Source organism: Mycobacterium sp. (assembly GCF_050701515.1).
Classification (GTDB): Bacteria; Actinomycetota; Actinomycetes; order Mycobacteriales; family Mycobacteriaceae; genus Mycobacterium.
This window is the reverse complement of the sequence record NZ_JBOGDB010000285.1, coordinates 1-23,008: the sequence shown is the minus strand read 5'-3', so window position 1 is coordinate 23,008 and position 23,008 is coordinate 1. Positions and strand designations below refer to the sequence as shown.

21 protein-coding genes and 2 pseudogenes are annotated in these 23,008 nt (G+C 64.8%); 10 read left to right on the top strand and 13 right to left on the bottom strand.

From position 1 onward, the window contains the following. The 4 genes from ACRDU5_RS21295 to fabG all read right to left on the bottom strand — a co-directional run. Positions 1-536: GntR family transcriptional regulator (locus ACRDU5_RS21295; protein ID WP_526616971.1), on the bottom strand; the 536-nt coding region annotated here is incomplete at its 3' end. A gap of 2 nt (positions 537-538) precedes the next feature. After that, positions 539-1,732, bottom strand: coding sequence for an acyl-CoA dehydrogenase family protein (locus ACRDU5_RS21290; RefSeq protein WP_526616968.1), 1,194 nt, complete (start codon positions 1,730-1,732; stop codon positions 539-541). Beyond that, a complete protein-coding gene (locus ACRDU5_RS21285) occupies positions 1,729-2,943 on the bottom strand; it encodes a thiolase family protein (RefSeq protein ID WP_526616966.1) in 1,215 nt (404 codons plus the stop codon). The genes ACRDU5_RS21290 and ACRDU5_RS21285 overlap by 4 nt, the downstream gene beginning before the upstream one ends. 2 nt (positions 2,944-2,945) lie before the next feature. Continuing rightward, positions 2,946-3,695, bottom strand: coding sequence for a 3-oxoacyl-ACP reductase FabG (gene fabG, locus ACRDU5_RS21280; RefSeq protein WP_526616964.1), 750 nt, complete (start codon positions 3,693-3,695; stop codon positions 2,946-2,948). Positions 3,696-3,801: 106 nt separating this feature from the next. On the opposite strand from fabG, the gene ACRDU5_RS21275 reads away from it, so the two are divergent. After that, complete coding sequence (locus ACRDU5_RS21275) at positions 3,802-4,977, top strand: acyl-CoA dehydrogenase family protein (RefSeq protein WP_526616962.1); 1,176 nt, start codon at positions 3,802-3,804, stop codon at positions 4,975-4,977. A 1-nt stretch (position 4,978) separates the two neighbouring features. Here ACRDU5_RS21275 and purU read toward each other — a convergent pair whose 3' ends face one another. Beyond that, positions 4,979-5,902, bottom strand: coding sequence for a formyltetrahydrofolate deformylase (gene purU / locus ACRDU5_RS21270; protein ID WP_526616960.1), 924 nt, complete (start codon positions 5,900-5,902; stop codon positions 4,979-4,981). Positions 5,903-6,359: 457 nt separating this feature from the next. On the opposite strand from purU, the gene ACRDU5_RS21265 reads away from it, so the two are divergent. The 3 genes from ACRDU5_RS21265 to ACRDU5_RS21255 all read left to right on the top strand — a co-directional run bounded on the left by ACRDU5_RS21265 (position 6,360) and on the right by ACRDU5_RS21255 (position 11,106). Beyond that, the gene (locus ACRDU5_RS21265) at positions 6,360-7,106 is read left to right on the top strand and encodes a hypothetical protein (RefSeq protein ID WP_526616959.1); all 747 of its coding nucleotides are present in this window, start codon (positions 6,360-6,362) and stop codon (positions 7,104-7,106) included. Beyond that, positions 7,103-9,226, top strand: coding sequence for an Rv1355c family protein (locus ACRDU5_RS21260; RefSeq protein WP_526616957.1), 2,124 nt, complete (start codon positions 7,103-7,105; stop codon positions 9,224-9,226). Before ACRDU5_RS21265 ends, ACRDU5_RS21260 begins: the two co-directional genes overlap by 4 nt. A gap of 80 nt (positions 9,227-9,306) precedes the next feature. Then, a complete protein-coding gene (locus tag ACRDU5_RS21255; protein ID WP_526616974.1) occupies positions 9,307-11,106 on the top strand; it encodes a putative bifunctional diguanylate cyclase/phosphodiesterase in 1,800 nt (599 codons plus the stop codon). A gap of 4 nt (positions 11,107-11,110) precedes the next feature. Here the strand turns inward: ACRDU5_RS21255 and ACRDU5_RS21250 are convergent, their stop codons facing one another. Next, positions 11,111-12,217, bottom strand: a complete 1,107-nt coding sequence (locus ACRDU5_RS21250; RefSeq protein ID WP_526616955.1) for a hypothetical protein — start codon at positions 12,215-12,217, stop codon at positions 11,111-11,113. Beyond that, positions 12,199-12,519: a hypothetical protein gene (locus ACRDU5_RS21245; protein ID WP_526616953.1), complete on the bottom strand. Its 321-nt coding sequence runs from the start codon at positions 12,517-12,519 to the stop codon at positions 12,199-12,201. The genes ACRDU5_RS21250 and ACRDU5_RS21245 overlap by 19 nt, the downstream gene beginning before the upstream one ends. Positions 12,520-12,629: 110 nt before the next feature. Here ACRDU5_RS21245 and ACRDU5_RS21240 point away from each other — a divergent pair, with 110 nt between their 5' ends. Both ACRDU5_RS21240 and ACRDU5_RS21235 read left to right on the top strand, forming a co-directional pair. Further along, on the top strand, positions 12,630-13,832 hold the full coding sequence (locus tag ACRDU5_RS21240; RefSeq protein ID WP_526616951.1) for an acyl-CoA dehydrogenase family protein: 1,203 nt from the start codon (positions 12,630-12,632) through the stop codon (positions 13,830-13,832). Continuing rightward, positions 13,833-14,951 (top strand): acyl-CoA dehydrogenase family protein, encoded by a 1,119-nt coding sequence (locus tag ACRDU5_RS21235; RefSeq protein ID WP_526616949.1) that lies wholly within the window; start codon positions 13,833-13,835, stop codon positions 14,949-14,951. 10 nt (positions 14,952-14,961) lie between these two features. Here the strand turns inward: ACRDU5_RS21235 and ACRDU5_RS21230 are convergent, their stop codons facing one another. Together ACRDU5_RS21230 and ACRDU5_RS21225 are read right to left on the bottom strand one after the other, a co-directional pair. Next, a complete protein-coding gene (locus ACRDU5_RS21230) occupies positions 14,962-16,077 on the bottom strand; it encodes a CapA family protein (protein WP_526616947.1) in 1,116 nt (371 codons plus the stop codon). 58 nt (positions 16,078-16,135) lie between these two features. Beyond that, the gene (locus ACRDU5_RS21225; protein ID WP_526616945.1) at positions 16,136-16,525 is read right to left on the bottom strand and encodes a hypothetical protein; all 390 of its coding nucleotides are present in this window, start codon (positions 16,523-16,525) and stop codon (positions 16,136-16,138) included. A 245-nt stretch (positions 16,526-16,770) separates the two neighbouring features. Between ACRDU5_RS21225 and ACRDU5_RS21220 the strand changes: the two genes are divergently transcribed. Next, the gene (locus tag ACRDU5_RS21220; protein ID WP_526616943.1) at positions 16,771-17,988 is read left to right on the top strand and encodes an NAD(P)/FAD-dependent oxidoreductase; all 1,218 of its coding nucleotides are present in this window, start codon (positions 16,771-16,773) and stop codon (positions 17,986-17,988) included. On the opposite strand, the gene ACRDU5_RS21215 is transcribed toward ACRDU5_RS21220, so the two are convergent. The 4 genes from ACRDU5_RS21215 to ACRDU5_RS21200 all read right to left on the bottom strand — a co-directional run bounded on the left by ACRDU5_RS21215 (position 17,888) and on the right by ACRDU5_RS21200 (position 21,335). Then, a complete protein-coding gene (locus ACRDU5_RS21215; protein ID WP_526616942.1) occupies positions 17,888-18,523 on the bottom strand; it encodes a TIR domain-containing protein in 636 nt (211 codons plus the stop codon). The genes ACRDU5_RS21220 and ACRDU5_RS21215 overlap by 101 nt on opposite strands. 176 nt (positions 18,524-18,699) lie before the next feature. Next, on the bottom strand, positions 18,700-19,185 hold the full coding sequence (locus ACRDU5_RS21210) for a hypothetical protein (RefSeq protein ID WP_526616940.1): 486 nt from the start codon (positions 19,183-19,185) through the stop codon (positions 18,700-18,702). A 143-nt stretch (positions 19,186-19,328) separates the two neighbouring features. Next, entirely contained in the window at positions 19,329-20,993 is a 1,665-nt protein-coding gene (locus ACRDU5_RS21205; RefSeq protein WP_526616938.1) for an Rv0964c family protein, read from the bottom strand. Between the two features lie 6 nt (positions 20,994-20,999). Then, positions 21,000-21,335 carry a hypothetical protein gene (locus tag ACRDU5_RS21200; RefSeq protein WP_526616936.1) on the bottom strand — a complete coding sequence of 112 codons (336 nt, stop codon included), beginning with the start codon at positions 21,333-21,335 and terminating at the stop codon, positions 21,000-21,002. A gap of 525 nt (positions 21,336-21,860) precedes the next feature. On the opposite strand from ACRDU5_RS21200, the pseudogene ACRDU5_RS21195 reads away from it, so the two are divergent. From ACRDU5_RS21195 to ACRDU5_RS21185, 3 genes and pseudogenes are all read left to right on the top strand, one after another. After that, positions 21,861-22,382: pseudogene (locus ACRDU5_RS21195) on the top strand (peroxiredoxin); the annotation flags it as partial. A 9-nt stretch (positions 22,383-22,391) separates the two neighbouring features. Further along, the gene (locus tag ACRDU5_RS21190) at positions 22,392-22,847 is read left to right on the top strand and encodes a DUF742 domain-containing protein (protein WP_526616972.1); all 456 of its coding nucleotides are present in this window, start codon (positions 22,392-22,394) and stop codon (positions 22,845-22,847) included. Further along, positions 22,828-22,923 (top strand): annotated as a pseudogene (locus ACRDU5_RS21185) (ATP-binding protein); the annotation flags it as partial. The gene ACRDU5_RS21190 and the pseudogene ACRDU5_RS21185, both read left to right, overlap by 20 nt. Positions 22,924-23,008 lie beyond the last annotated feature (85 nt).

The following is a 23,008-nucleotide window of genomic DNA, read 5'->3' as shown; positions in this document are numbered from 1 at the left end:
TTGTTCGACTTCTCCGGCCAGCCCGCGATGGTCGGGAACACCGATTCGGGTGCGTAGCGAGTGATCTGCGACATCAGCTGGCTGAGCTTCGGCGAGTGAGCCGCGACGTTGATGGCGCGGTGGAACTCATGGTTGAGCCGGACCGCTCGTTCGTCGTCATCGCTGGCGTAGGCATCCTCTAGCTGCGCCTGGATCTTCTTCAGTGCACGCAACTGTTCGTCGGTGATGTTGACCGCCGCTCGGGCGGCGAGTTCTCCTCCAATATGCGCCTGCACGCCGGAGACGTCGCGGATGTCTCTGCCCGTTACCGGCAACACCACGAACCCGCGATGTGGCTGCTGGCCGAGTAGTCCCTCGGCGCGCAGTCCGAACAGTGCCTCCCGCACCGGCGTCACACTGACTCCCAGTTCAGCAGCCAATTGGTCGAGGCGCACGTACTCCCCGGCGGCGTACGTACCATCGAAGATCCGTTTGCGGACGAAACGCGTAACATCCTCGGAAAGCTGTGGCCGAGTGGCGAATTCCCCAGCGGTCACGGTCAGATCCGATAGTCCGCGAGCAATCGTTTGCTGATGATGTTCTTCTGGATCTCGCTGGTGCCCTCACCGATCAGCAGGAACGGAGCGTCGCGCATCAGCCGCTCGATCTCGTATTCCTTGGAGTAGCCGTAGCCGCCGTGGATCCGGAAACTCTGCTGGGTGACCTCGGAGCAGAACTCGCTCGCCAGGTATTTCGCCATGCCCGCCGCGACATCGTTGCGCTCACCCGAGTCCTTCAACCGGGCGGCGTTGACCATCATCAAGTGCGCCGCCTCCACCTTGGTCGCCATTTCGGCGAGCTGGAATGCGATCGCCTGGTGCTCGGCGATCGGCTTACCGAAGGTTTGGCGCTGCTGGGCGTAGCGGACCGCCAGCTCGAAGGCTCGGATCCCGACGCCGCATGCCCTGGCCGACACGTTCACCCGGCCGATCTCAATGCCGTCCATCATCTGGAAGAAGCCTTGGCCGGGCGTCCCGCCAAGCACGTCGTCGGCGCCGGCGACGTAGTCGTCGAAGATCAACTCGGTGGTGTCGATGCCCTTGTAGCCGAGCTTGTCGAGCTTGCCCGGGATCACCAGGCCCGGGGCCACCTCGCCGAAGCCGGTCGGCTTCTCGACCAGGAAGGCGGTGAGGTTGCGGTGTGGCTTGTCCGCTCCCTCATCCGTTTTCACCAGCACGGCCACCAGCGTCGAGCTGCCGCCGTTGGTCAACCACATTTTCTGGCCGGTGATCGTGTAGCCGCCGTCGGGGGTCCGGGTGGCCTTGGTGCGGATGGCCGCGACGTCGGAACCCAGCTCGGGTTCGGACATGGAGAACGCGCCGCGTGTTTCGCCGGTGGCCATCCGCGGCAGGAACCGCTGCTTCTGCGCCTGCGTCCCGTGCTGGCGCAGCATGTACGCGACGATGAAGTGAGTGTTGATGACCCCCGAGACGCTCATCCAACCGCGCGCGAGTTCCTCGACGCACAGCGCATAGGTCAGCAGCGATTCGCCGAGTCCGCCGTATTCCTCCGGGATCATCAGGCCGAACAGGCCCATCTCGCGCATCGCATCGACGATCTCCTGGGGATAGGTGTCGGTGCGCTCGAGTTCTGGGGCGTTCGGGATGACCTCCTTGTCGACGAACTGCCGCACCGTCGCGACGATTTCGGTCTGGAACTCGGTGAGGCCCAGCGTTTGCGCGAGTCTGGTCATCCGCCAACCCTTTCGAACACGGCGGCCAGTCCCTGTCCGCCGCCGATACACATGGTTTCCAGGCCGTAGCGGGCCTCTCGCCGGTTGAGCTCTCGTGCCAGCGTCGCCAGCATCCGGCCTCCGGTAGCGCCCACCGGGTGGCCCAGCGAGATTCCCGAGCCGTGCACATTGGTCCGATCGTGATCGGCCGCGGTGAAATTCCACTCCCGCGTCACGGCGAGCGCCTGTGCGGCGAATGCCTCGTTGAGTTCGATCACGTCGATATCGGCAAGGCTCAGCCCGGTCTTGGCGAGGGCGACCTTCGTCGCGGGCACCGGGCCGATGCCCATGATGTTCGGTGCCACACCGGCCACTCCCCACGAAACCAGACGGACCAGGGGGTCCAGGCCGAGTTCGTCCGCCTGCTCCGCCGTCGTCACGATACTCATGGAGGCCGCGTCGTTCTGTCCGCTAGAATTGCCAGCGGTCACCGTGGCATCTGGATCATCCGCCAGCAGTACGGGTTTCAGCTTGCTCAGCGACTCCATCGACGTGTCGGCCCGTGGATGCTCGTCGATGTCGATGAGCTCCTCACCTTGGCGGGTCCGCACCGCGACCGGAATGATCTCCTCGGCGAGGATCCCGTCCTTCTGGGCGGCCACCGCGCGTTGATGGGACGTCACGGCGAGCTCGTCCTGCTCGGTGCGGGAGATGCCGTAGGTCCGGCGCAGGTTTTCGGCGGTCTCCAACATCCCGCCCGGAACCGGGTAGTGACGCCCGCCCGCGGTGGTCCGCCCCCGCGCCAGCCCGTCGTGCACGTGCACTCCACCGCGAGCGCCGCCCCAGCGCATATCGGTGGAGTAGAAGGCGACGTTGCTCATGCTCTCGGCGCCCCCGGCGATCACAACATCGTTGTCGCCGTTGACAACCTGAAGACATGCCTGGATGACGGCCTGCAACCCGGAACCGCACCGCCGGTCGACCTGCATGCCGGGAACGGTAACCGGCAGACCGGCATCCAGCGCCACCACCCGCCCGATTGCCGGGGCCTCACTACTGGGATAGCAGTGCCCGAGGATGACATCACCGACCGCGTCTGGCGCGATCCCGGTTCGTTCGAGCAGCCCCTTGAGCGCGGCGACACCCAGGTCGACGGCGGTCAGCGACTTGAACATGCCGCCGTAGCGCCCGATGGGTGTCCTGACCGGTTCGCAGATCACCGCTTCGCGCATGCCTACATGAACCTTCCGCCGGTGACCTCCATGACGGTTCCGGTCATGTAGGACGATAGGTCGCTGGCCAAGAACAGTGCCACGTTGGCAACCTCGGCGGGCTCCCCCGCCCGAGCCATCGGGACCTCAGCGACCTTCTGGTCCCAAATGTGTTGTGGCATGGCCTCTGTCATCGCCGAGCGAATGAGTCCCGGCGCGATGGCATTCACCCGGACGCCGAGGTGAGCCAGCTCCTTGGCGGCGGCCTTGGTCATCCCGATGATCCCGGCCTTGGCCGCGGAGTAGTTCGTCTGCCCAACCAGGCCGACCTTGCCCGACAGTGACGACATGTTGACGATGGCGCCACGCTTGTTCTCCCGCATGATCGCGGCGGCCTTCCGGGTGCCATTCCAGGTGCCCTTCAGGTGGACGGCGATGACCTGGTCGAACTGCTCCTCGGTCATCTTGCGGAGCGTCGCGTCGCGGGTGATCCCGGCATTGTTGACCATGATGTCCAGGCCGCCGAACCGCTCGACCGCGGTCGAGACCAGGGTGTCGACCTCGTCTGCACCAGTCACGTCGCACCGCACCGCCAGGGCGTGGTCTCCTCCGAGCTGCTTGGCGGCGGCCTCGGTCGCGGCGAGATCCAGATCGCCCAACACCACCCGAGCGCCTTCGGCGATGAATCGTTCGGCGATGGCAAGGCCCAGACCTTGCGCACCGCCGGTGACGACCGCCGTCTGACCGGTCAGCAACGACACCTGATCACCCATCCCTAGCTGTTGTCGGCCCGCGAGGGGCCCGGTCAGTCGCACATCATATTTCATATATGATTTCTCCGGCCACCCGCCCTCACCGGCCGAAGAGGAGCAACCGACCGTGACCAATTCTGAGACCGCCGCTGAAGTCAGCGACGAGGATTTCCAGGAGATCCTGGCCCAGACGCGTCACTTCGTCCGCACCGCGGTCGTCCCGCGCGAGCAGGAGATTCTGACCGAGGACCGGGTGCCCGACGACCTGCGTGAGCAGGCCAAGAAAATGGGGCTGTTCGGCTATGCGATCCCCCAGGAGTGGGGCGGCCTTGGCCTTGACCTCGCCCAGGATGTCGAGCTGGCGATGGAGCTGGGCTACACCTCGCTGGCGCTGCGGTCGATGTTCGGCACCAACAACGGCATCGCCGGACAGGTCCTCGTCGGGTTCGGCACCGATCAGCAGAAAGCCCGCTGGCTGGAGCCAATGGCCACCGGTGCGGTGGTGGCTTCCTTCGCGCTGACCGAGCCCGGCGCGGGATCCAATCCATCCGGGTTGCGCACGAAAGCCGTTCGCGACGGGGCAGATTGGGTGATCAACGGGCAGAAACGCTTCATCACCAACGCGCCCATGGCCGGTCTGTTCGTCGTCTTCGCGCGCACCCGGCCGGCCGACGACCAGGGTCCCGGCATCGCCGTCTTCCTGGTACCCGCCGACGCGGCGGGCGTAGAAGTAGGGGTCAAGGACGCCAAGATGGGCCAGGAAGGCGCATGGACCGCCGACGTAAGCTTCACCGACGTCCGGATTCCGGCCGGCGCGCTGATCGGCGGGAGCGAGGAGATCGGGTACCGGGCCGCGTTGACGTCGTTGGCACGCGGCCGGGTGCACATCGCCGCCATAGCAGTCGGAATCGCCCAACGCGCCCTCGACGAATCCGTCTCGTACGCCGCCACCGCAACCCAGGGTGGGACGCCGATCGGCAACTTCCAGCTGGTGCAGGCGATGCTCGCCGACCAGCAGACCGGAGTGCTGGCCGGGCGCGCGCTCGTCCGCGACACCGCGCGGCGCTGGATCACCGGCGAGGACCGCAGGATCGCGCCGTCGGCGGCCAAGCTGTTCTGCACCGAAATGGCCGGGAAGGTGGCCGACCTTGCCGTCCAGGTCCACGGCGGCAGCGGCTATATGCGCGAGGTCCCCGTCGAACGGATCTACCGCGACGTTCGGCTGTTGCGGTTGTACGAGGGCACCAGCGAGATCCAGCGCCTGATCATCGGGGCCAATCTCGTGAAGCCGGCCCAAGCTTGACTCAGAAGACGACGGTCTGGTTGCCGTGTCGGACGATGCGGTCCTGACAGTGCCAAAGCACCGCCCGGGACAACACCAGGCGCTCGACATCGGCACCCAGTCGTATCAGATCCTGGACGGTGTGACGGTGATCTACCCGGACCACGTCTTGTTCGATGATCGGTCCGTCGTCGAGTTCTTCGGTGACATAGTGAGCGGTTGCTCCCACCAGCTTCACACCCCGTTCCTTGGCCCGCCGATACGGTGCTGCGCCGATGAACGCCGGAAGAAACGAGTGGTGAATGTTGATCAACGGGCAGCCCACGTTGGAGAGGAACTGTTGGGTGAGTATCTGCATGTAGCGCGCCAGCACAACCAGGTCGACGTTGCCGCGCAACAGATCCAGCTGACGTTGTTCGGCCTCTGCGCGAATGTCTTTGGTGGCCGGAACATGCATGAACGGCACCCCGAATGGCCGAACCTGATCGGCGAGATCGGGATGATTCGAAATCACCATCGACACCGACATGTCCAACTCACCACGGCGGTTACGCCACAACAGATCCAATAGGCAGTGGTCCTCTTTTGAGGCCAGAATCGCCACCCGTTTCGGTTTGGCGGCTTCGGTGAGCCGGAAATCCATGTCGAACCGGCCGGCCACCTGTTCGTCGAACGCGCGCTCGAGGGCATCCCGCGCAGCCGTCAGCCCCGGCAGGTGAAAAATGGTGCGCTGGATGAACGTGCCGCCGGACTGCTCGGTGGAATGTTGATCGAGCGACACGATGTTGGCTCCCGCCTGCGCCAGGAAGGTGCTCACCGCCGCGACCAGACCAGGTCGGTCGGCACACCGCAGCAACAACCGGCCCACGTCCTTGGTCGGCAGAGATTCCACCCCTTGCTGTGGATAATCCCCCGCTTCGGCGTCGGCATCCGTTCGGGCGGACATCGCCTCAACTCCCCTTGTCGCGTCCATCAGATCCGGGCCCGTCTTCTACGATCTCACCCCGATAGTCAGCGAGTAGGCGAGTGCGCCGAAAACTTCTGCGCAACGTCATGCGGAGGCTGATGACCAGCGCTCGCTGGGGCGTCTGCTGGTGTAGATGGCTAAACACTTTCAAAAGTTTTGCGGCAACGTAAATTTGTATCGCCAATACCCTCGGCGACTTCGCCCCGCGAATGGCCGCGTGCCATCGATCAGCCAAAGTTGACGTTCGCGGTGATTGCCAACAATATTCGCGTCTGATTCCCGGCAAACAAGATAGCCCGTCAACGGGCTCTTTGCCGGCCAGGTATCGTCCGCTAGCTGGGGAAACGAGCGATACTCGAGGCCTGGGTATTCATATGGATGCCGCCATGGCAGCCGCGGAAACTCGGCTCGTAGCTGCCCAACCGATGGGACAATTATGGCCGCTCCGCAGCTCTCCCCAAGCCGTCATACCATTCTCTCGATTCCCGATGGAATCCGGTGGTGGGACCCAGCTACCCGCTGCACGACCGTCGTCTCTACGCCGTCCGCCGAGCCAGACCTGTGGCATGAATTCGTAGACGGCGCGGACCGCAGCTACCACAAACACGGGGTTGAACGGGCACTCGACATGCCCTCACTTCGAGACACCAAGAACACTGCGCTGTTCTTCGTCGCGGTGGCCGACGATGGAACGGTGGTGGGAGGATCCCGGGCGAAGGGGCCGCTACAGTCGGCCGAGGAATCACATGCCGTGGTCGAATGGGCCGAACGGCCCGGTCTGCGCACGGTTCGCAAGATGCTCACTGACCGACTGCCGTTCGGCGTTATGGAGATGAAGACTGCTTGGGTTACCGATGATCCGGGCAGGAGCCGATCGCTTAGCCAAATGCTGGCACGGACGCCAGTTCTCGCGATGGCGCTCTCGAATGCCCAGTTCGCCGTCGCGACGGCGGCGTCGTACGTCCTTGATCGTTGGCGTACGTCTGGCGGCGTTGTGGCGTCGAAGATTCCGGCGACACCTTATCCCGACGACCGATACCGTACGAAGATGATGTGGTGGGATCGCAGCAGTTTCGCTAATCATGCCGAGCCCGAACAGGTTCTGACGATGTTGACCGAGATGGCCACTCTAGCACGCCAGCTTGATCACATCGGTGCGCAAGCACTTGGGACCGCCCTGTGAGCCCTGCCGTCGGGGGGGATCTTTGCAGCGCAACAGTTTTGATCGAGGACGATCCGCACGACCATCGTGTGTTGTCGGAGTTGAGGGCCGACCCCAGGGTCGAATTCATTGACAGGTGGGACGAACAGCTGGACGAACTGCGCCGACTCCGCGAGGTTCCCCAGCCGGACACGAGCGAGAGGTCGAAGCAGTGGGCCTACTATCCGTGGCGGCGAATCGTCACCAGTGTTCTAGGCCCGCGCCCCTATCGCGCCGTGCGGCTCAACCGGAATCGGAACGTGCTCACCGCCGAGGAGCAAGATCGACTCGGTCTGCTCAGGATCGGGATAGTCGGGCTCAGCGTCGGCCACGCCATCGCGCATACCCTCGCGCAGGAAGGGGTGTGCGGTCGGTTTCGGCTCGCTGACTTCGACGACCTCGAGCTCTCCAACCTCAATCGCGTGCCAGCGGCGGTGTTCGAGCAGGGCTTGAACAAGGCGACACTGGCGGCGAGAAGGATCGCCGAACTCGACCCCCATTTTCCGGTGGAGGTGTTCACCGGCGGAATTACGCCGCAGTCCGTCTTCGAATTCCTCGATGGCGTTGACATTCTCGTGGAGGAATGCGATTCGCTCGATACCAAGGTTCTTGTCCGTCAAGCTGCACGCGCGCGTCGCCTGCCCGTCCTGATGGCGACCGGCGACCGCGGACTCTTGGACGTCGAGCGATTCGACCTCGAGCCGGAGCGTCCGATCCTGCATGGCCTTCTGGGTGACGTTGACATCGCGGAACTTTCCGAGTTACCGAGCAAGGACAAGATCCCTTACATCCTTCGCATCGTGGACGGCGTGCGATTGTCGCCACGGGTGGCCGCATCATTGGTCGAGGTTGGTAACACCCTCATCACCTGGCCGCAGCTGGCCGGCGAGGTGGTATTGGGGGCGACATTGGTGGCGGACGCGGTCCGAAGAATCGGTCTCGGTGAGGAGCTATCGTCCGGCAGGATCCGTGTGGATGTCGCGGAGGCACTCAACCGGATCGATGATCCCACCGCGGCGAGGCGAATTGCCGATTCCGCACAGGACCAGCGAGCCGATGACAAGCCGGCGGTAGGAGCCGTCGAGACGGTGATCGCGGCCGCGGTTCGTGCACCGTCGGGTGGAAATGCACAGCCATGGCACATTGCGACGCAAGCCGACTCCGTGACGATTCGGCTTGCACCCGAACGCACATCGACAATGGACGTCGGCTTCCGCGCGAGCGCTGTCGCGGTGGGTGCGGCTGTATTCAATGCCAGGGTCGCCGCCGCCACGCACGGAATTCTCGGGCCGGTGGATTTCGACCCCGGCGACGATGCGTGTCCATTGCGCGCGGTCCTGCAACTGGCCGACGGAAACAACCCGGAGCTGGCCGGGATGTACGAACGAATGCTAGAGAGAGCATCGAACCGCCACCACGGCAAACCGGTTCCGATCCCAGCCGAGACCATCGAGGCGCTCCAGGCCGCCGCCGGACGTGAAGGCGCGCGACTGCACGTTCTGACCGTTCGCAGGGATCTCGACAAGGCGGCTGCCATTCTGGCCGAGAGCGATCGGATCCGATACCTCACTCCCCAGCTGCATGCGGAGATGATCTCCGAACTGCGGTGGCCCGGCGATCCGTCGCCGGACTCCGGTATCGATGTCAATAGCCTGGAACTGGATCCCGCCGACCTGGTGAAGCTGGACATCCTCCGGAGACCAGAGGTGATGGCCCATCTCTCGGAGTGGGACGCCGGTGCTGCGCTCGGCGAAGATACCCGCGCACGCTTGACGGTCAGCTCTGGTCTTGCCGTGGTTTCGGTGCGCGGTCAGGCGCTAACCGACTATGCCCGGGCCGGGTCGGCGTCCGAAGCGGTGTGGATAATCGCACAACAGCGCGGCCTGGCCGTACAACCCATCTCTCCGGTGTTTCTCTACGCTCATGATCACGAGGATCTGGAGAAACTATCGCCGAAGTACGCCCCGACTCTGCAACGCTTGCGACATGAGTTTCGCGACCTGGCGGCGACGGAGCCCGATGAGTCGCACGCACTGGTTCTCAGGTTCTGCGATGCTCCGGCCCCGTCAGTTCGCAGTCGGCGGCGTTCCTGGTGGAAGTAATCTTCTCCGCATAGACAGATACCGGAGCAACCGTGCCTCGTAGCCTGGACGAACTCGTCACCGCCGTCGCGACCGAACTGATGGCGGTGAATGCGGCTACCTCGGCCGCGGTGAGTCAACGTGTCCTGGCCGAGCTCGTCGGACACTTGGGGGTCGACGTCAGCTTCCTGCGGCACAACGATTACAACGTCCGTGCGACGAAGCTGGTCGCCGAGTGGCCGGTCCGGCCGGACATCCCCGATCCGGATCCCCTGGCCGTGGTGTACTTCGACGACGCGGACCCGGTCTTCTCGCTTGCCGAGCAGCAGAAAGAACCCATTGTTCTGCGCCCCGAGGCGGCCACCGACGACTACCAACGCACCATCGAGGAAGGTCGCAACGTTCAGTCGACGTCGATGGCTTGTGTGCCGATGCTGTCGGGGGACATCACGACGGGCCACCTCGGGTTCATCAAGTTCGGCGACCGGGAATGGACACCCGAAGAACTCAATGCGCTCAAGGCGATCGCCTCGCTGTTCGCGCAGGTACAAGCGCGCATCGCCGCCGAGGATCAGCTTCGGTTCCTTGCCGAACACGACGATCTGACCGGACTGCACAACCGACGTGCACTCCTGGCGCACCTCGACAAGCGGTTGGAGTCGGGACAACCCGGCCCGGTTTCGACGTTGTTTCTCGACCTGGACCGGCTCAAGACGATCAACGACTATCTCGGCCACACCGCCGGGGACCTGTTCATCGAGGTGTTCGCCGACCGGCTGCGCGCAGGCTCGGAAGGTCCCACCCTGATCGCCCGGCTCGGCGGCGACGAGTTTGTCGTCGTGCCGACGGCGCCGATGGATGCGGAGGCGGCCGAAGCGCTAGCCCACCGGCTGCAGTCGATCTTGCGGGAGCGGGTGGCCATCGGCGGCGAGATGCTCACCCGCACGGTGAGTATCGGCGTCGCGGTGGGCGTACCCGGCAAGGACACCACCTCAGACCTGCTCCGGCGAGCCGATCAAGCGCTTCTGACCGCCAAGAGCTCCGGCGGCAACACCATCGCGGTGTTCTCCGACGACATGTCACTGAATAGTGAATTACGCAACGAGATCGAGCTGCATCTGCAAAGCGTCATCGAGACCGGCGCCCTGGTACTGCATTATCAGCCGGAGGTCGATATGCGCACCGGCGAAATCCTGGCCGCCGAAGCACTTGTCCGTCTCCAGCACCCGACGCGGGGACTGCTCACGCCGAACTCGTTCATCAGTGTTGCCGAGTCGATCAATATGGCGGGCGAATTGGGCCGTTGGGTAATGCGCAAGGCATGCGCAGAGTTCGGCAAGTGGCGATCGAACGGGGTGGGACTGGACGCGGTGCTGCGGGTGAATGTCTCACCCGTCCAACTGGTCTCCGACGGCTTCGTGCAGACGGTCGCCGACACCATCGACGAGTTCGGGCTGGACGGCGGATCGGTGTGCCTGGAAATCACCGAGAGCGTCGTAGTTGCCGACATCGACACCACCCGGATCACGCTGGCCGGATTGAAGGAGGTCGGTGTCCAGATTGCCATCGACGACTTCGGCACCGGTTACAGCGTCTTGTCGCATCTGAAATCGCTTCCGGTCGACACGCTCAAGATCGACAAGGGGTTCGTCCGCGAATTGGGCAGCAATCCAGGCGATCTCGCGATTGTGCGCGCTATCATCGCATTAGCGGAAGCGTTTGGACTGCAGCTGATTGCCGAGGGGGTTGAGACGGAGGCGGCCGCCCTGACCTTGCTCCGGCACGGGTGCCACCGGGCGCAGGGCTTCCTGTTGTCACGCCCCGTTTCCGGCGCTGCGATGGAGTCGTTGCTCGCCACGGGGCGGATACCGGTGCACTTCTCCCCGGCACCGGCTCGGTGAGTGATCACCACCCCGGTGGTGCCGCTCCCCTGCCGAAGCCCCATGTCGCCTGACCCAGTCGGGGCTTGGGCCGCTCATCGTCGGCGTGACGACGGAAATGGGTTGCCAGCAAGCGTTCGGGATCGGCGCCGTTGAACATGGCCAGACACGGCTCGCTGAATTCGCAGACCAGACAGTGCGGGCCCGGGTTTGGATACGGGACGGTTGCGCCGGTCATGTCGAGGGCCTCGGCCGCCATCAACCGACCCACCGCGGCGATCTCGTCGCGAGACCGACGGATGCGGGTGCGGCGCAGCACCCCCGCGGTGCGCTGGTCGATGCGGCCGTCCTGCGCGGGCCGGAGTTCACGCGCGCGCACCCGCACGTGCTGCGGAATGGACCGGCCGCCGCCGCTGGGTTCATGCTGGGCCACCGACGTGAGCTTGCCGGTCGCGGAGGTTTCGTCGGCGGGCAGATCCAGCGGTCCGCCGATACGAACTTCGTTGTGGATAGTGCCGGCGATTTGCATGTTGATGTAGTCCTGCTCCCATGCCCAGCACGCCGCCGCCGCCTCCTCGTCGCGTATCAGCTCGTCGACGGGCTGCCAGTCATTGATGATCTGGTGGCGGACCACCCAATACTCGTCGGCGGCGTCCACCGCCAGCAGGTCAACGCGACATGTATAGATCACGGCGGAACCATCGGGCGCCTTCACCCCCTGCTCCGGATCGGTTGGGTCGGGCATGAGCGCGTGCACGTCGTGTTCGACCTTGACCGGGGCGAAATCGTCGACGGTCGTCGCCCAGGCGTCGTAACAGTCGAGCAAGGCCGTACCGGCTTCGAGGCCGTCCAGCGTGCCCGCATCGTCCAGTGACCGCCGCAGCGCCTTGTGTACCAGAGACTGTTTGAATTCGTGCTGCCAGTCCCACGTCCCCGGGTAGTAATAGACGGCGAGCGCGTCCTTGAGTGCTGCCGGAAGAGCCGATGTATCAAGTGATTCGGCGGGTTCGAGGTCGCGACGATGCGGCGAGGCGAAGTCCCATTGGCGTCGGCAGCGCTTGAACCTGGCCCGCTCGTCCGGGCTGATCCGATAGTCCAACGGCGTGCCCGCCTTCAGTGAGAGTGCGGCCAAGGCTCATCGATCGGCCAGCGACAGCGATCCAGTCTGTCGGCCATCGACTCGAGCTCGGCGATCATGTCGTCGAAGAATGCCCGCAACCGGTCGGGATCGTCGACCGGCCAGGCGGCGGAGAACGACATCCAGACGTCGGGGCCGGGTTGCGCCGAGGGTGTTGCGTCGACCGCCATCGGGTCCTCAGTGCCCACCGGCACCATCCGCCAGTCGTATTCGTCGCCGCGGCGCTCCAGGTACACGATGTCATCGCGACCGGGGCGTGCCGCCACGATCGAGGTGAACAGTTCGTCCCGGTTCATCCTCGCCCTCGCCGGTCCAGGATAGTCCTCGACGCCACCGGCCGGCCGCGGCAATTACCGCCAGTTGAGTAACTAGGTTTACTATGTGGCTACGACAGACAGGGGAACCAATGGACCTGCAGTGGTCGGCGGCCGACACCGCCTTTCGCGACGAGGTGCGCAGCTTTCTCGACGAGAAGCTGACACCGGAGATACGCAAAGCCGGCCGCCTCATGACGAGCGTCTACTCCGACCACGACGCGAGCATGGAGTGGCAGCGGATCCTGCATGAGCGCGGCTGGGCCGCACCGGCATGGCCCGTCGAGTACGGCGGCTGCGACTGGACGCTGACCCAGCACTACATCTTCAGTCGCGAGTCGACGCTGGCCGGTGCGCCGCCGTTGTCGCCGATGGGAATTCGGATGGTGGCGCACGCGATCATCGCCTACGGCACGGCAGCGCAGAAGGAATTCTTCCTACCCCGCATCCTCACCGGCGAGGTGTTCTTCTGCCAGGGCTATTCCGAACCCGAAGCCGGGTCGGACCTGGCGTCGCTGTCCATGTCGGCGGTCGACGACGGCGATGATTTGGTGTGTACCGGCAGCAAGATCTGGACCACCCACGCCCGCGAGGCGAACTGGATGTTCGGCCTGGTTCGCACGTCGCGCGGGCAGAAGAAGCAGCACGGGATCACGTTCGTGTTGATCGACATGACCTCACCCGGTATCCAGATCCGCCCGCTGGTGATGACGTCGGGCGAAGAGATCCAGAACCAGGTCTTCTTCGACGAGGTGCGGGTGCCGAAGGCCAACGTGCTCGGCGACATCGACGACGGCTGGACCGTCGCGAAGTACCTGTTGGAATTCGAGCGCGGCGGCGGTGCGTCCGCGCCCTGGTTGCAGGTGATGGCCGACGAGATCGCCACGGTGGCCGGCGAAGCCCCCGCGGCGTTCGCGCGGAAGCTCGCCGACGCACGGATCCGTACCGAAGTGCTCGAAATCCTGGAATACCGGGTACTGGCGGCGGTGGCCGAAGGCAGAAATCCAGGCTCGGCGTCATCGATGCTCAAGATCCTCACCACCGAGCTGAGCCAGACCCTCACCGAACTTGCGATGGAGGCGGCCGGACCGCGCGGCCGGGCATATCAACCGCACGCGACGTGTCCCGGTGGCCCGGTCACCGAATTCGAGCCGCCGCCAGGCGGATACGTCAGTGGTGAGCCATGGCAGGCAGTTGCACCGTTGCGCTACTTCAACGACCGAGCCGGATCGATCTACGCCGGCAGCAACGAGATTCAGCGAAACATCCTCGCCAAGGCAGCATTGGGGCTGTAGATGGACTTCAACCTGAACAAGGAACAGGAACTGCTCCGCGACGGACTGACGAAGTTCCTGTCCACCCGCTATGACCTCGAGAAGAGCCGGGCCGCGGCCAAGACCGGCGCCGGGTGGCAGCCGGAAATCTGGCGCGGCTTCGCCGAGGAGCTGGGCATCCTCGGCGCCACCCTGCCCGAGAGTGTCGGCGGAATTGGCGGCGGCCCAGTCGAACTCATGGTGATCACCGAAGCCCTCGGTCACGCGCTGGTCGTCGAACCGTACGTCGACACCGTGGTGGTGGCGGGCGGGCTGCTGAACCGGTCGGGTGGCCAGGCGGCCACATCGGTGCTGGAGAAGATCGCGGCCGGCACGGCGATCGTCGCGCTGGCCGCCGCGGAGCCGGAGTCCGGCGATCATTGGCAGCAGGTGTCGACGACCGCCGATCGCGACGGGGACGACTGGGTGCTGCGCGGCGCGAAGACGGTCGCGATGGGCGCGCCGCTGGCCACGCACCTGCTGGTCACTGGGCGGACCGCCAACGGAATCTCACTGTTCCTCGTCGAAGCCAATACGGCCGGCATCGAGGCACACGATTATCGGACCGTCGATGACCGCCGAGCGTCGGATCTGGTCTTCGACGGCCTGCGCCTGCCGGCACACGCGCTGCTCGGCGAAGAGGGTCAGGCATGGCCGTCGCTCGAGCGGGCCCGCGACGAGGGCGCTGCGGCGGTCTGTGCCGAAGCGGTGGGATGTATGCGAAAAGTGTTGGCGGACACCGTCGAATACTGCAAACAACGCCAGCAGTTCGGGCAGCCGATCGGCAGCTTTCAGGTTCTGCAGCACCGCATGGTCGACATGCACATGGAGCTCGAACAGGCGGTTGCGGCGGTGTATCTCGCGGTGCTCAACCTGGAGGCCGATCCGGCGACCCGCGCGCGGGCGATCTCGGCCGCGAAGGCAACGGTCGGCAGGGCGGCCCGCTTCGTCGGCCAGCAGGCCGTGCAGTTGCATGGCGGCATGGGCATGACCGAGGAACTGGCCATCGGGCACTACTTCAAGCGGCTGACGGCCATGCAGCACGAATTCGGATCGACCGACCAGCACATCGAACGGTATGCGCAGCTGACGAGACGGTAGGCGTCGGACCCTACGGCCGAGACATCCCGGGTGGGGCCGCGGTGAAAGTGCCATCGGCCTGACCGACGACGCGGGTCCCAAAGGACTCGCTGGCCTGTTCGACCGTGGCGCGCAGCCATTCGGCGTCCTCGGCCGCGGCGCGCTCGAGACGCATTCGGCGGACCCGCATCGGCACCATATTCAGTACCGCAAGCTCACCCATGTCGGGATCGACCGATGCGAAGTACAGCAGACGCAGTTCGTCGCGGAAGGCCCGGAAAGGTTCGATGCCCTCGTAGTCGTTGACCAGGTCGCCGCAGCCGTAAAGGATCAGCTTCCCGCGGTACACCTCGATCGGTCGCGGATGGTGCGACGAATGCCCGTACACCACATCGATACCCGCGTCGATCAGCCGGTGCGCGAAGCGAACCTGGCTGTTCTCGACGCCGTATCCCCAGTTGGAGCCCCAGTGCAGGGACACCACCGCGATATCGCCGGGCCGTTTCTCCGCCAGCGCCCGGTCCGCGATCTCTGCGGCGCTGCGCTCGGAGAGGTCATTGGAGTAGGCGACGCCCGGCCGATCCGCGGTCGCGGCCCAATGACGGGGTACGCCACTGGATTTCAGGCCGACGGCGGCGGTGATCACGCGACCTCCACCGGTGACGTCCAACACTTGCGGGCGTTGTGCCTCGCGGACGTCGTGCCCCGCCCCGACAGACCGGATTCCGGCCCGGCTCAGCACCCGCAGGCTTTCGGCGAGTCCGTCGGTCCCGAAGTCGAGCACGTGGTTGTTGGCCAGCACGCAGACGTCCGGCCGAACGACGGTCACACAGCCGATGTTGGCCGGGTTCATCCGGTAGTGCACCGCTTTACCCGGCGCGAAGCCGTCGGCGGTGGTGACGGCCGTCTCCAGATTGAGCACCCGGACGTCGGGGGCCAGTTCGTCGAGCACCGCCAGCGCGTCCCCCCACGGCCACGCGAAGTCGGCGCGTCTCGGGATCGGGCCATTGACGCGCTCGGCAAGGGTCACATACGTCCGGGCGTCGGACACCACGCTCTCGCGCAACGAGGAATCGCCCGGATGCGGAAGTATCTGGTCGATGCCGCGACCGGTCATCACGTCGCCGCACAAGAAGATCGTCGTCACGGATCCAGCAGGGTGTCGGCCGCGATCGTGGCGATGCTACGCCGTGATGAGCCTCTAATTACGGCTCCGGCTCCGGAACCGGGCCGAACATCGACCCGATGCCGTTGGCAATTGCCCCGGGCGTCCCCAGGATTTTGCCGGGAATTTGAGCGTTCGATGCGATGCCCGCGGGAATCGCCGTGAAGTTCGAGCCGACGCCGCTGGCAACAGCCCCCGGCGTACTTAGAACTCTGCCGGGAATTTGAGCGTTCGCTGCGACGCCCTCGATAACCGCGCCGGGGGTCGAGGTGACGCCAAGGACGACGGCGTTGGGCGTATCGACGATGGTGCAGAACAGGGCAGGTGTGCAACCGGGTTCGGGTGCCGCCGAAGCACCCGGGGCGGTGGCGAGGCTGGCGAGGCCGGCAAAGCCGAGCGAACTCGCAGCAACAATGAGCGCGCGTTTCACTGAGGTCTCCTAATGTTCTCGAGGCTGGAGCGGGTTGCCTCCGAGCGCATTTAGCCTATCCCCGCCGGCCGGAATTTTCTCTAGCTGGATTGCTGGTCCAAGCGGGGTCTGCGCGCATCGGCTAAAAGCTTGCGCAGATCGTTCTTCAGTCCGGCATCGTGTACGAGAACCGTCCTATGGCGACGATGACCTTACGGCGCCGACCCGCTATTGCCTGTGAATCGACGGGGCGTGACGATATGGCGATGCCACCTACCGCACGTGTCCTCGTTCTCGGGTCAGGGTTCGCCGGGCTTTGGGCCGCGCTGGGCGCGGCCCGGCGGCTGGACGAGCTCGGGGTCCGCCAAGGCGCGGTCGACGTCACGGTCATCAGTTCGCAGCCATTCCACGATATTCGGGTCCGTAACTACGAGGCCGATCTCAGCGCGTGCCGAATCCCGCTGCAGGACCTCCTCGATCCGGCCGGTGTCGGCCATATCACCGCCGAGGTGACCGGAATCGACCCCACGGCCGCGACGGTGAGCACCGCCGACGGCGCAAGGCTGGGCTACGACCGCCTGGTAATGGCGTTGGGCAGTCGGGTGGTCAAGCCGGACCTTCCCGGGCTGGCCGAGTTCGGCTACGACGTCGACACCTACGACGGCGCAATGAAGCTGCAGGCGCACATCCGCGGCCTGGCCGAACGCGCGGCAGATCCCGCAACCGCGACAGCGGTCGTCGTCGGTGCCGGCCTCACCGGCATCGAGACCGCCAACGAGCTGCCCGCGATGCTGGCTGACGCGCTCGGTGCCGGAGCCACGCCGCGGGTGGTGCTCGTCGACCACAATCTGCACGTCGGGTCGGACATGGGCGAGTCGGCACGCCCGGTTATCGAGGAAGCGTTGGCCGAGAACAAGGTTGAGGCCATGACCGGGGTGGGCGTTGTCGCCATTGACGAGCGCAGCGTGACGTTGTCGTCGGGCGAAGTCCTTCCCGCGACAACCGTGGTGTGGTGCGCTGGAATGCGGGCCAACCCGTTGACCGCCGGGTTCGGCGTGGAGTGCGACCGGCTGGGTCGACTGCCGGTTGACGACTATCTGAGAGTGAAGGGCATTGCGGGGGTGTTCGCCGCAGGCGATGTGGCAGCGGCGAAGATGGACGACGAACACATGTCGGTGATGTCGTGTCAGCACGGTCGGCCGATGGGCCGCTATGCGGGCTACAACGTAATCAGCGACGTGCTGGACGCTCCAATGCTGTCGCTGCGGATCCCTTGGTATGTCACCGTTCTCGATCTCGGCGCAGCCGGTGCCGTGTACACCGAGGGGTGGGATCGCCGGGTTGTCAGCCGCGGTACAGAGGCCAAGGCGACCAAGCGAATGATCAACGGTCAGCGAATCTATCCCCCACTGAGCGGCGACCGAGCCGCACTGCTCGCCGCGGCTGCCCCGGAGTTGCAGGCCGCGCCGGCGTACGGGCATTGATCGCGGCCGCCCGCAGAGCGGAATAGTTCGCTTGCGGTGCGCGTCGTAGCCAATATGAGCAAGGCAGTGCGATTCGATCATTACGGCGACGCCGACGTGCTCGAGGATCCGGCAGAGGCGAGGGCGGCGGAACGGCATATAAGCTGCCCGCAAGGGCCTTGACGGCGTTCTTATCCGGCGCTGAGTAATCGATGATCTGCCGACCCGCGAAGTCCCGTGGAAGACTTTTCGGAAGGCGCTCCACCGCAACTGGCAGGATATGCTTACCAAGCGACTCCGCCCACTCACGCTCGCGTTGGCATGCCACCGATTTCAACGCGTCGCGAGTGATGGCCGCAATGAACACATCACATTCGGTGATTTGCCGGAGGATCTCTTTCCACCAATCCACGCCACCCCGCAGCTTTCTGTCGACCCAGGTTGTGTTCCCAAGGTCGTCGAGGTCTTGAACCAATAGCTCGATGTCGCTCGCGTTCTGGCGAGCGTAGGAGAGAAAAAGCTTCGGCCAGTCAACCCCCGGGTCGGTAGCTTGCATCAGTGTGCCGGGTCAAGCCCACACATCGGCCCGAAATCGGATCCATGGCGCTAAATGTTTGCGGCGGTGGACTCACCGCTAATTCCGCCCTGCGCATGATCACAACACCTAGATTGTGCGATCCAAGGAGGTGTAAGGGCGCCCGCATTCCTGGTGGGCCAGAATTCCTGGGCGGCTCAACCCGCGCCGATGATCTCGGGTACGGGGATGTCATCGCGCGCGATCTCGCCCGGGAAGCACGGTGAGCTTCCTTGTACGGTGGGCGGATACCCATCGCGGGCAGCAGTCACGATCTGAAGTCGATACCCGTCGGGCCCATACGCGAACTCATTCGGCTTGCGGAATCCATCCCTTTCAAAGACGTGCCATCCCCAACCGCGCCAGATGTCGCCCGTCGTTTTGACAACGTTGCTTGCATCCGCGTCGGGCGGCAACTTCAGCTCGCCAATCGTGTGGAAACGCATGGGCGCGCCCGGGCTGGAATCGTTGTCGTCGCAGTAACTGTTGTGGCCCGCCCCCGCGTAGCGGGTCGCGTCGAGTACTGTCCCCGCCGGCAATGCGACGACGGTTCGTTTCAAGTATCCGATGACGGTGTCTTGGGCCTGTTGCTGGCTCTCGGGCACAACATCTTTCGGATTCCAGCCGTCCGGTGGCGGTGGCACAGATGTCACGGTTGGTCCTCCGATATCGGTGGCGCCCGACGGTGTCGGCGGGCCCAGGTTGCCGCCATCGCTGCAACCACTGAGTATGAGCACAAACGCGCCACAACAGATGAGCGCGCGGCGCGCCGCGGTCGGTGAGGTGATCATGGGTTCGTGACCACCCCGTCGGGAGTGACGATCTGCGGCGGCGGTAGACCGGCGATGATCGAACCCATGTTGGCCAGTCCGGGGTTTCCTTCATCCCAGTAGCTGCTGTGGGCCGGAACGCTCGGCAGAACCCCACCCGAATAGGGCAGGGCGGAACCAGGATCCGTCCACAACCGAGTCGCTCCAAAGTCCGTGCCGTAGGGATCGGCGCCAAGCGTCATGTCAGTGGCGAGGCTGATGATGTCATTACGTGCGGTCATTGAGTAGACGTTCGCTCCCTGATCCAGGCTCAATCCACCGGCGGTCTCCGTCAGCATTCCCGGGCTGCCGACGGCGATGACGTTATCGGCACCGAGGTGGTTCCCATCGGTCGCAGCCGCACCGACCAGCGTCGAACCGTAGCTATGGCCAATGACAGTGTCTATCGCGGGAGGCCCGGCATGGGAGGCGGTCATGCCGTTCAGAAATGTATCCAACGCGGCGCCGCCGTTTTCGGCTCTGCCGGGCCATGCTGCCTCAGTCAGGTCCATCGGCCGGTCATAGCCCATCCACGTCGTGACCGCGACATCGCCCTGCGACAAACTCGGGTCAGCGTCAAGTACGGCCTGGAACATGTCCCAAGACTTCCTATCGCTGCCCTCGAAGGCTGCCAGGTCTTGACCGGTCCCCGGGACGAACGTGGCCGTCCGCGCGGCGGTGTCGGGATTGCCGATGGATACTGCCGCATGACCCTGATCGTCGATTAGTCCAAGGTAGCGAGGCACGCCGTCCTGGGCGTCCAACGACCCGCGTACCGCGCGATATCCGTCGAGGTTGTGGCGCGCCGCCGCCAGCTGCGGCCCGAGTGCGGCCAGTTCATTCCCGGTCACGGCACTGGTATCGCCCGTGTAGACGCTTCGCGCGAGTTCGTCATAGCGCTGCTGCATCCGGCCAACATCAGTCTGCGTCGTTTGAATCAGGTCGGTCAGGTGTTGCCGGTTGTATTTGTCTTTGTCCGCGAACGGCATGCCCGGATGATTGCCGATGTTGTGGTCTTGGCTGTAGAGCCAGTCCTTCTCTTCCTGCGTGAGCTGCTCCCAGAGATCGTTGAACTGCTGTGGATCTTCGGGCAGCGGCTTGGACAGGGCGTCCTGAATTTCCGGCCGGTTGTCATGCGGTGTGTCCGGGATCGGTTCCGTGCCGCCGGCCATGTTGATGGCGCTGGCCAACTCGTCGTCAATGGCGACCGCTTCAGCGACGATGGCGTTCAGCTCAGACTGCAACCGGCTCGTCTTGAGCAGGACCTCCATCGGCGGCATCTTCGACCCGGGCGCCGGTGTGACGCTATTCGTGGCCGCATTTACTTGCATCCCCATCCGGGATGCGTCTTCGCGCAGCTGCTCCAACTTTCGCTTGAGGTTCTCGATGTCGTCGGCCGCTTTGTCAGCGACCCTGGCGACCGCCAGTGCCTCATTGCCATGGGTGTCGAGGTCCTTGCGGCTTCGGCCGATGGCCTCTCGGGCGGCCTCGGCCGCGTCGCCGCCCCATGTCGTGAAGGCGGGTAGCGACGCCAAGCCGTCCGAAGCGTTGATGGCAATCTCCGCGCGGCTGCGGGCGGCGTGAAACACCTCGCGCACATCGCCCGGGTCCCACCGATCGATGTCGGCGAGCGAGACGGTCACGCGAACTCAGGCCGGTATTGAACCGCTGGTCTGAACGCCGGCAACGCCAACCTCAGCAACGGCGTCAGCGTTGTGACCCTCGGTCATGGCGTACGCTTCGGCGCTCCCGTGGAAGGCCACCCCATGGCCGCTCAGCCGGGCGTGCAGGACGGCGGTGGTTTCCTGCCAGCGAGCCCCCTTAGACGTCATCGCGGCCGCGGACGCGGCTGGCAGCCCAGCCTGCGCCGCCTCGATCCGTCCATCTGCCGCTGCGTGCCCGAGCTGCACCTCTTCAGCGTGGCCATCCACACGAATGGCGCACACTTTCAGGTCTTCAGGATTGGCGCGGATCCGCCCCGACACGACTCCTCCTACTGCTCAGCAAACGGCCGCTTCGCTTCACAATACCGCCCGGCCAGACATACCACGAGCGCAGATTGAGAGCGCGTCTGCGCACCAACTCTCGCACGGCGGACGGCATCTAACCATCAGCAGTCCGTCATCCGCCTAGTTTGACTAACGACCCGGCGCAGTCCACAGCTACAAACGGAGGGGCGGCATGAGCGAGTTGGCGGAATCATCGACGAAATCGTGCTGACCTGCGTAAACGTCGATCTCGCCGACGCGAAACGACGCGAAAGTACGCAAAGCGACCTGCGGGTACGCCCCGGGTGTTGACGGCGTCAACAAGACATATGGGTTGGTGGGTCGAGGCCGAAGACCTGAACTGGAGCCGACTTCCCCTTCAGTGCGTGGGATCCCCGGTCGCCAGGGTCATGACGTGGATGGCTGAGAAGCGCACCCGGTGAACACCTGGTAGCTGTTCGGCGATGACCGAGTTATCCGAGTCGTGCGTCGCGCAGAGCTTCCCTGCGTTAGTCTTTGCCGATGATCGCGGGCGATAAGGCGCCTGACTTCACTCTGTACGATCACACCGGTCGGCCTCGGACACTGTCCGCGCTCCTTTCCGAGGTGCCGGTTGTGCTGTTCTTCTTCCCAATAGCGTCCTCACCGATCTGTACAGCCCAGGCTTGTCATTTTCGGGACCTGAGCAGCGAATTCGCCACGGTGGGCGCCCAGCGGGTGGGCATCAGCACCGACACCGTCGACAAGCAGGCCCACTTCGCCCAACAGCGCTCGTTCGACTATCCGCTGCTCTCCGACGCGGACGGCGTGGTGTCCGAGCTGTTCGGGGTGCGCCGAGGCAGGCTCGCCAAGCTGCGTAAATCCGTCGTGGCGCGTGAGGCGGCCCGGCGTGGCCGGCACACTCGGCGCCGTGGCCTACTGGCGCGGCTGCTGCCGGTCAGACGGACCACATTCGTCATCGACACCGACCGCACCGTACTCAAGGTCGTCTCCAGCGAGCTGCGCGCATCGGTGCACGCCGACCAGACCTTGTGGTTCTTGCGGAACCACAACGTGCCGCATAGTTCGCCACATGTCCGGGAGAAGCACACCGACGCGCATCAGCAGTCGGAGGGCAAGGGCGGACCGATCGGCGACTGGTTCACAGAACCGGAAACCGCGGACGAGCCGAGCCTGGTCCGGCCATACACGCTGACGGCAGGCCGTACCGACGCTGGTGTCGAACTCCCACTCGAGGCTCCGGTCGAAGCGCTCACCACCACACCGAAGCCGCGGCGCTGGCCGAGAAATGATGTGCGGGGCCAGATCCTGACGTGTTGCGTACGCAGCCCCTCGGTAGCAGAGATCGCCTCTCGTCTGTCCTTGCCGCTCGGTGCGACGCGGTTCCTGGTCGGCGACCTGGTGACACAGGGTTATTTGCAGGTGCACGCCACCCCCGGTGACTCGATGACAATCGACGAACGACGTGAACTGATAAGAAGGACCCTGCGTGGCCTACGAGCACTCTGAGGGGTGGGGCGCCGCCTCGGCGAAGATCGTCATCTCCGGCGGGTTCGGGGCCGGCGAAACGACGTTCGTCGGCGCCCGACAGAACTTTGATAAGTGCCTCTGAACTGCGGTTTTTGAGTGGAGCTAAGGGGACTCGAACCCCTGACCCCCACACTGCCAGT

What these genes read in the sequence shown, in the direction of transcription:
- ACRDU5_RS21290 (WP_526616968.1), bottom strand. Translation starts at nt 1,732, where the DNA reads ATGACCAGACTCGCGCAAACGCTGGGCCTCACCGAGTTCCAGACCGAA.
- ACRDU5_RS21285 (WP_526616966.1), bottom strand. Translation starts at nt 2,943, where the DNA reads ATGCGCGAAGCGGTGATCTGCGAACCGGTCAGGACACCCATCGGGCGC.
- fabG (WP_526616964.1), bottom strand. Translation starts at nt 3,695, where the DNA reads ATGGGTGATCAGGTGTCGTTGCTGACCGGTCAGACGGCGGTCGTCACC.
- purU (WP_526616960.1), bottom strand. Translation starts at nt 5,902, where the DNA reads ATGTCCGCCCGAACGGATGCCGACGCCGAAGCGGGGGATTATCCACAG.
- ACRDU5_RS21265 (WP_526616959.1), top strand. Translation starts at nt 6,360, where the DNA reads ATGGCCGCTCCGCAGCTCTCCCCAAGCCGTCATACCATTCTCTCGATT.
- ACRDU5_RS21255 (WP_526616974.1), top strand. Translation starts at nt 9,307, where the DNA reads ATGGCGGTGAATGCGGCTACCTCGGCCGCGGTGAGTCAACGTGTCCTG.
- ACRDU5_RS21245 (WP_526616953.1), bottom strand. Translation starts at nt 12,519, where the DNA reads ATGAACCGGGACGAACTGTTCACCTCGATCGTGGCGGCACGCCCCGGT.
- ACRDU5_RS21240 (WP_526616951.1), top strand. Translation starts at nt 12,630, where the DNA reads ATGGACCTGCAGTGGTCGGCGGCCGACACCGCCTTTCGCGACGAGGTG.
- ACRDU5_RS21235 (WP_526616949.1), top strand. Translation starts at nt 13,833, where the DNA reads ATGGACTTCAACCTGAACAAGGAACAGGAACTGCTCCGCGACGGACTG.
- ACRDU5_RS21220 (WP_526616943.1), top strand. Translation starts at nt 16,771, where the DNA reads ATGCCACCTACCGCACGTGTCCTCGTTCTCGGGTCAGGGTTCGCCGGG.
- ACRDU5_RS21215 (WP_526616942.1), bottom strand. Translation starts at nt 18,523, where the DNA reads ATGCAAGCTACCGACCCGGGGGTTGACTGGCCGAAGCTTTTTCTCTCC.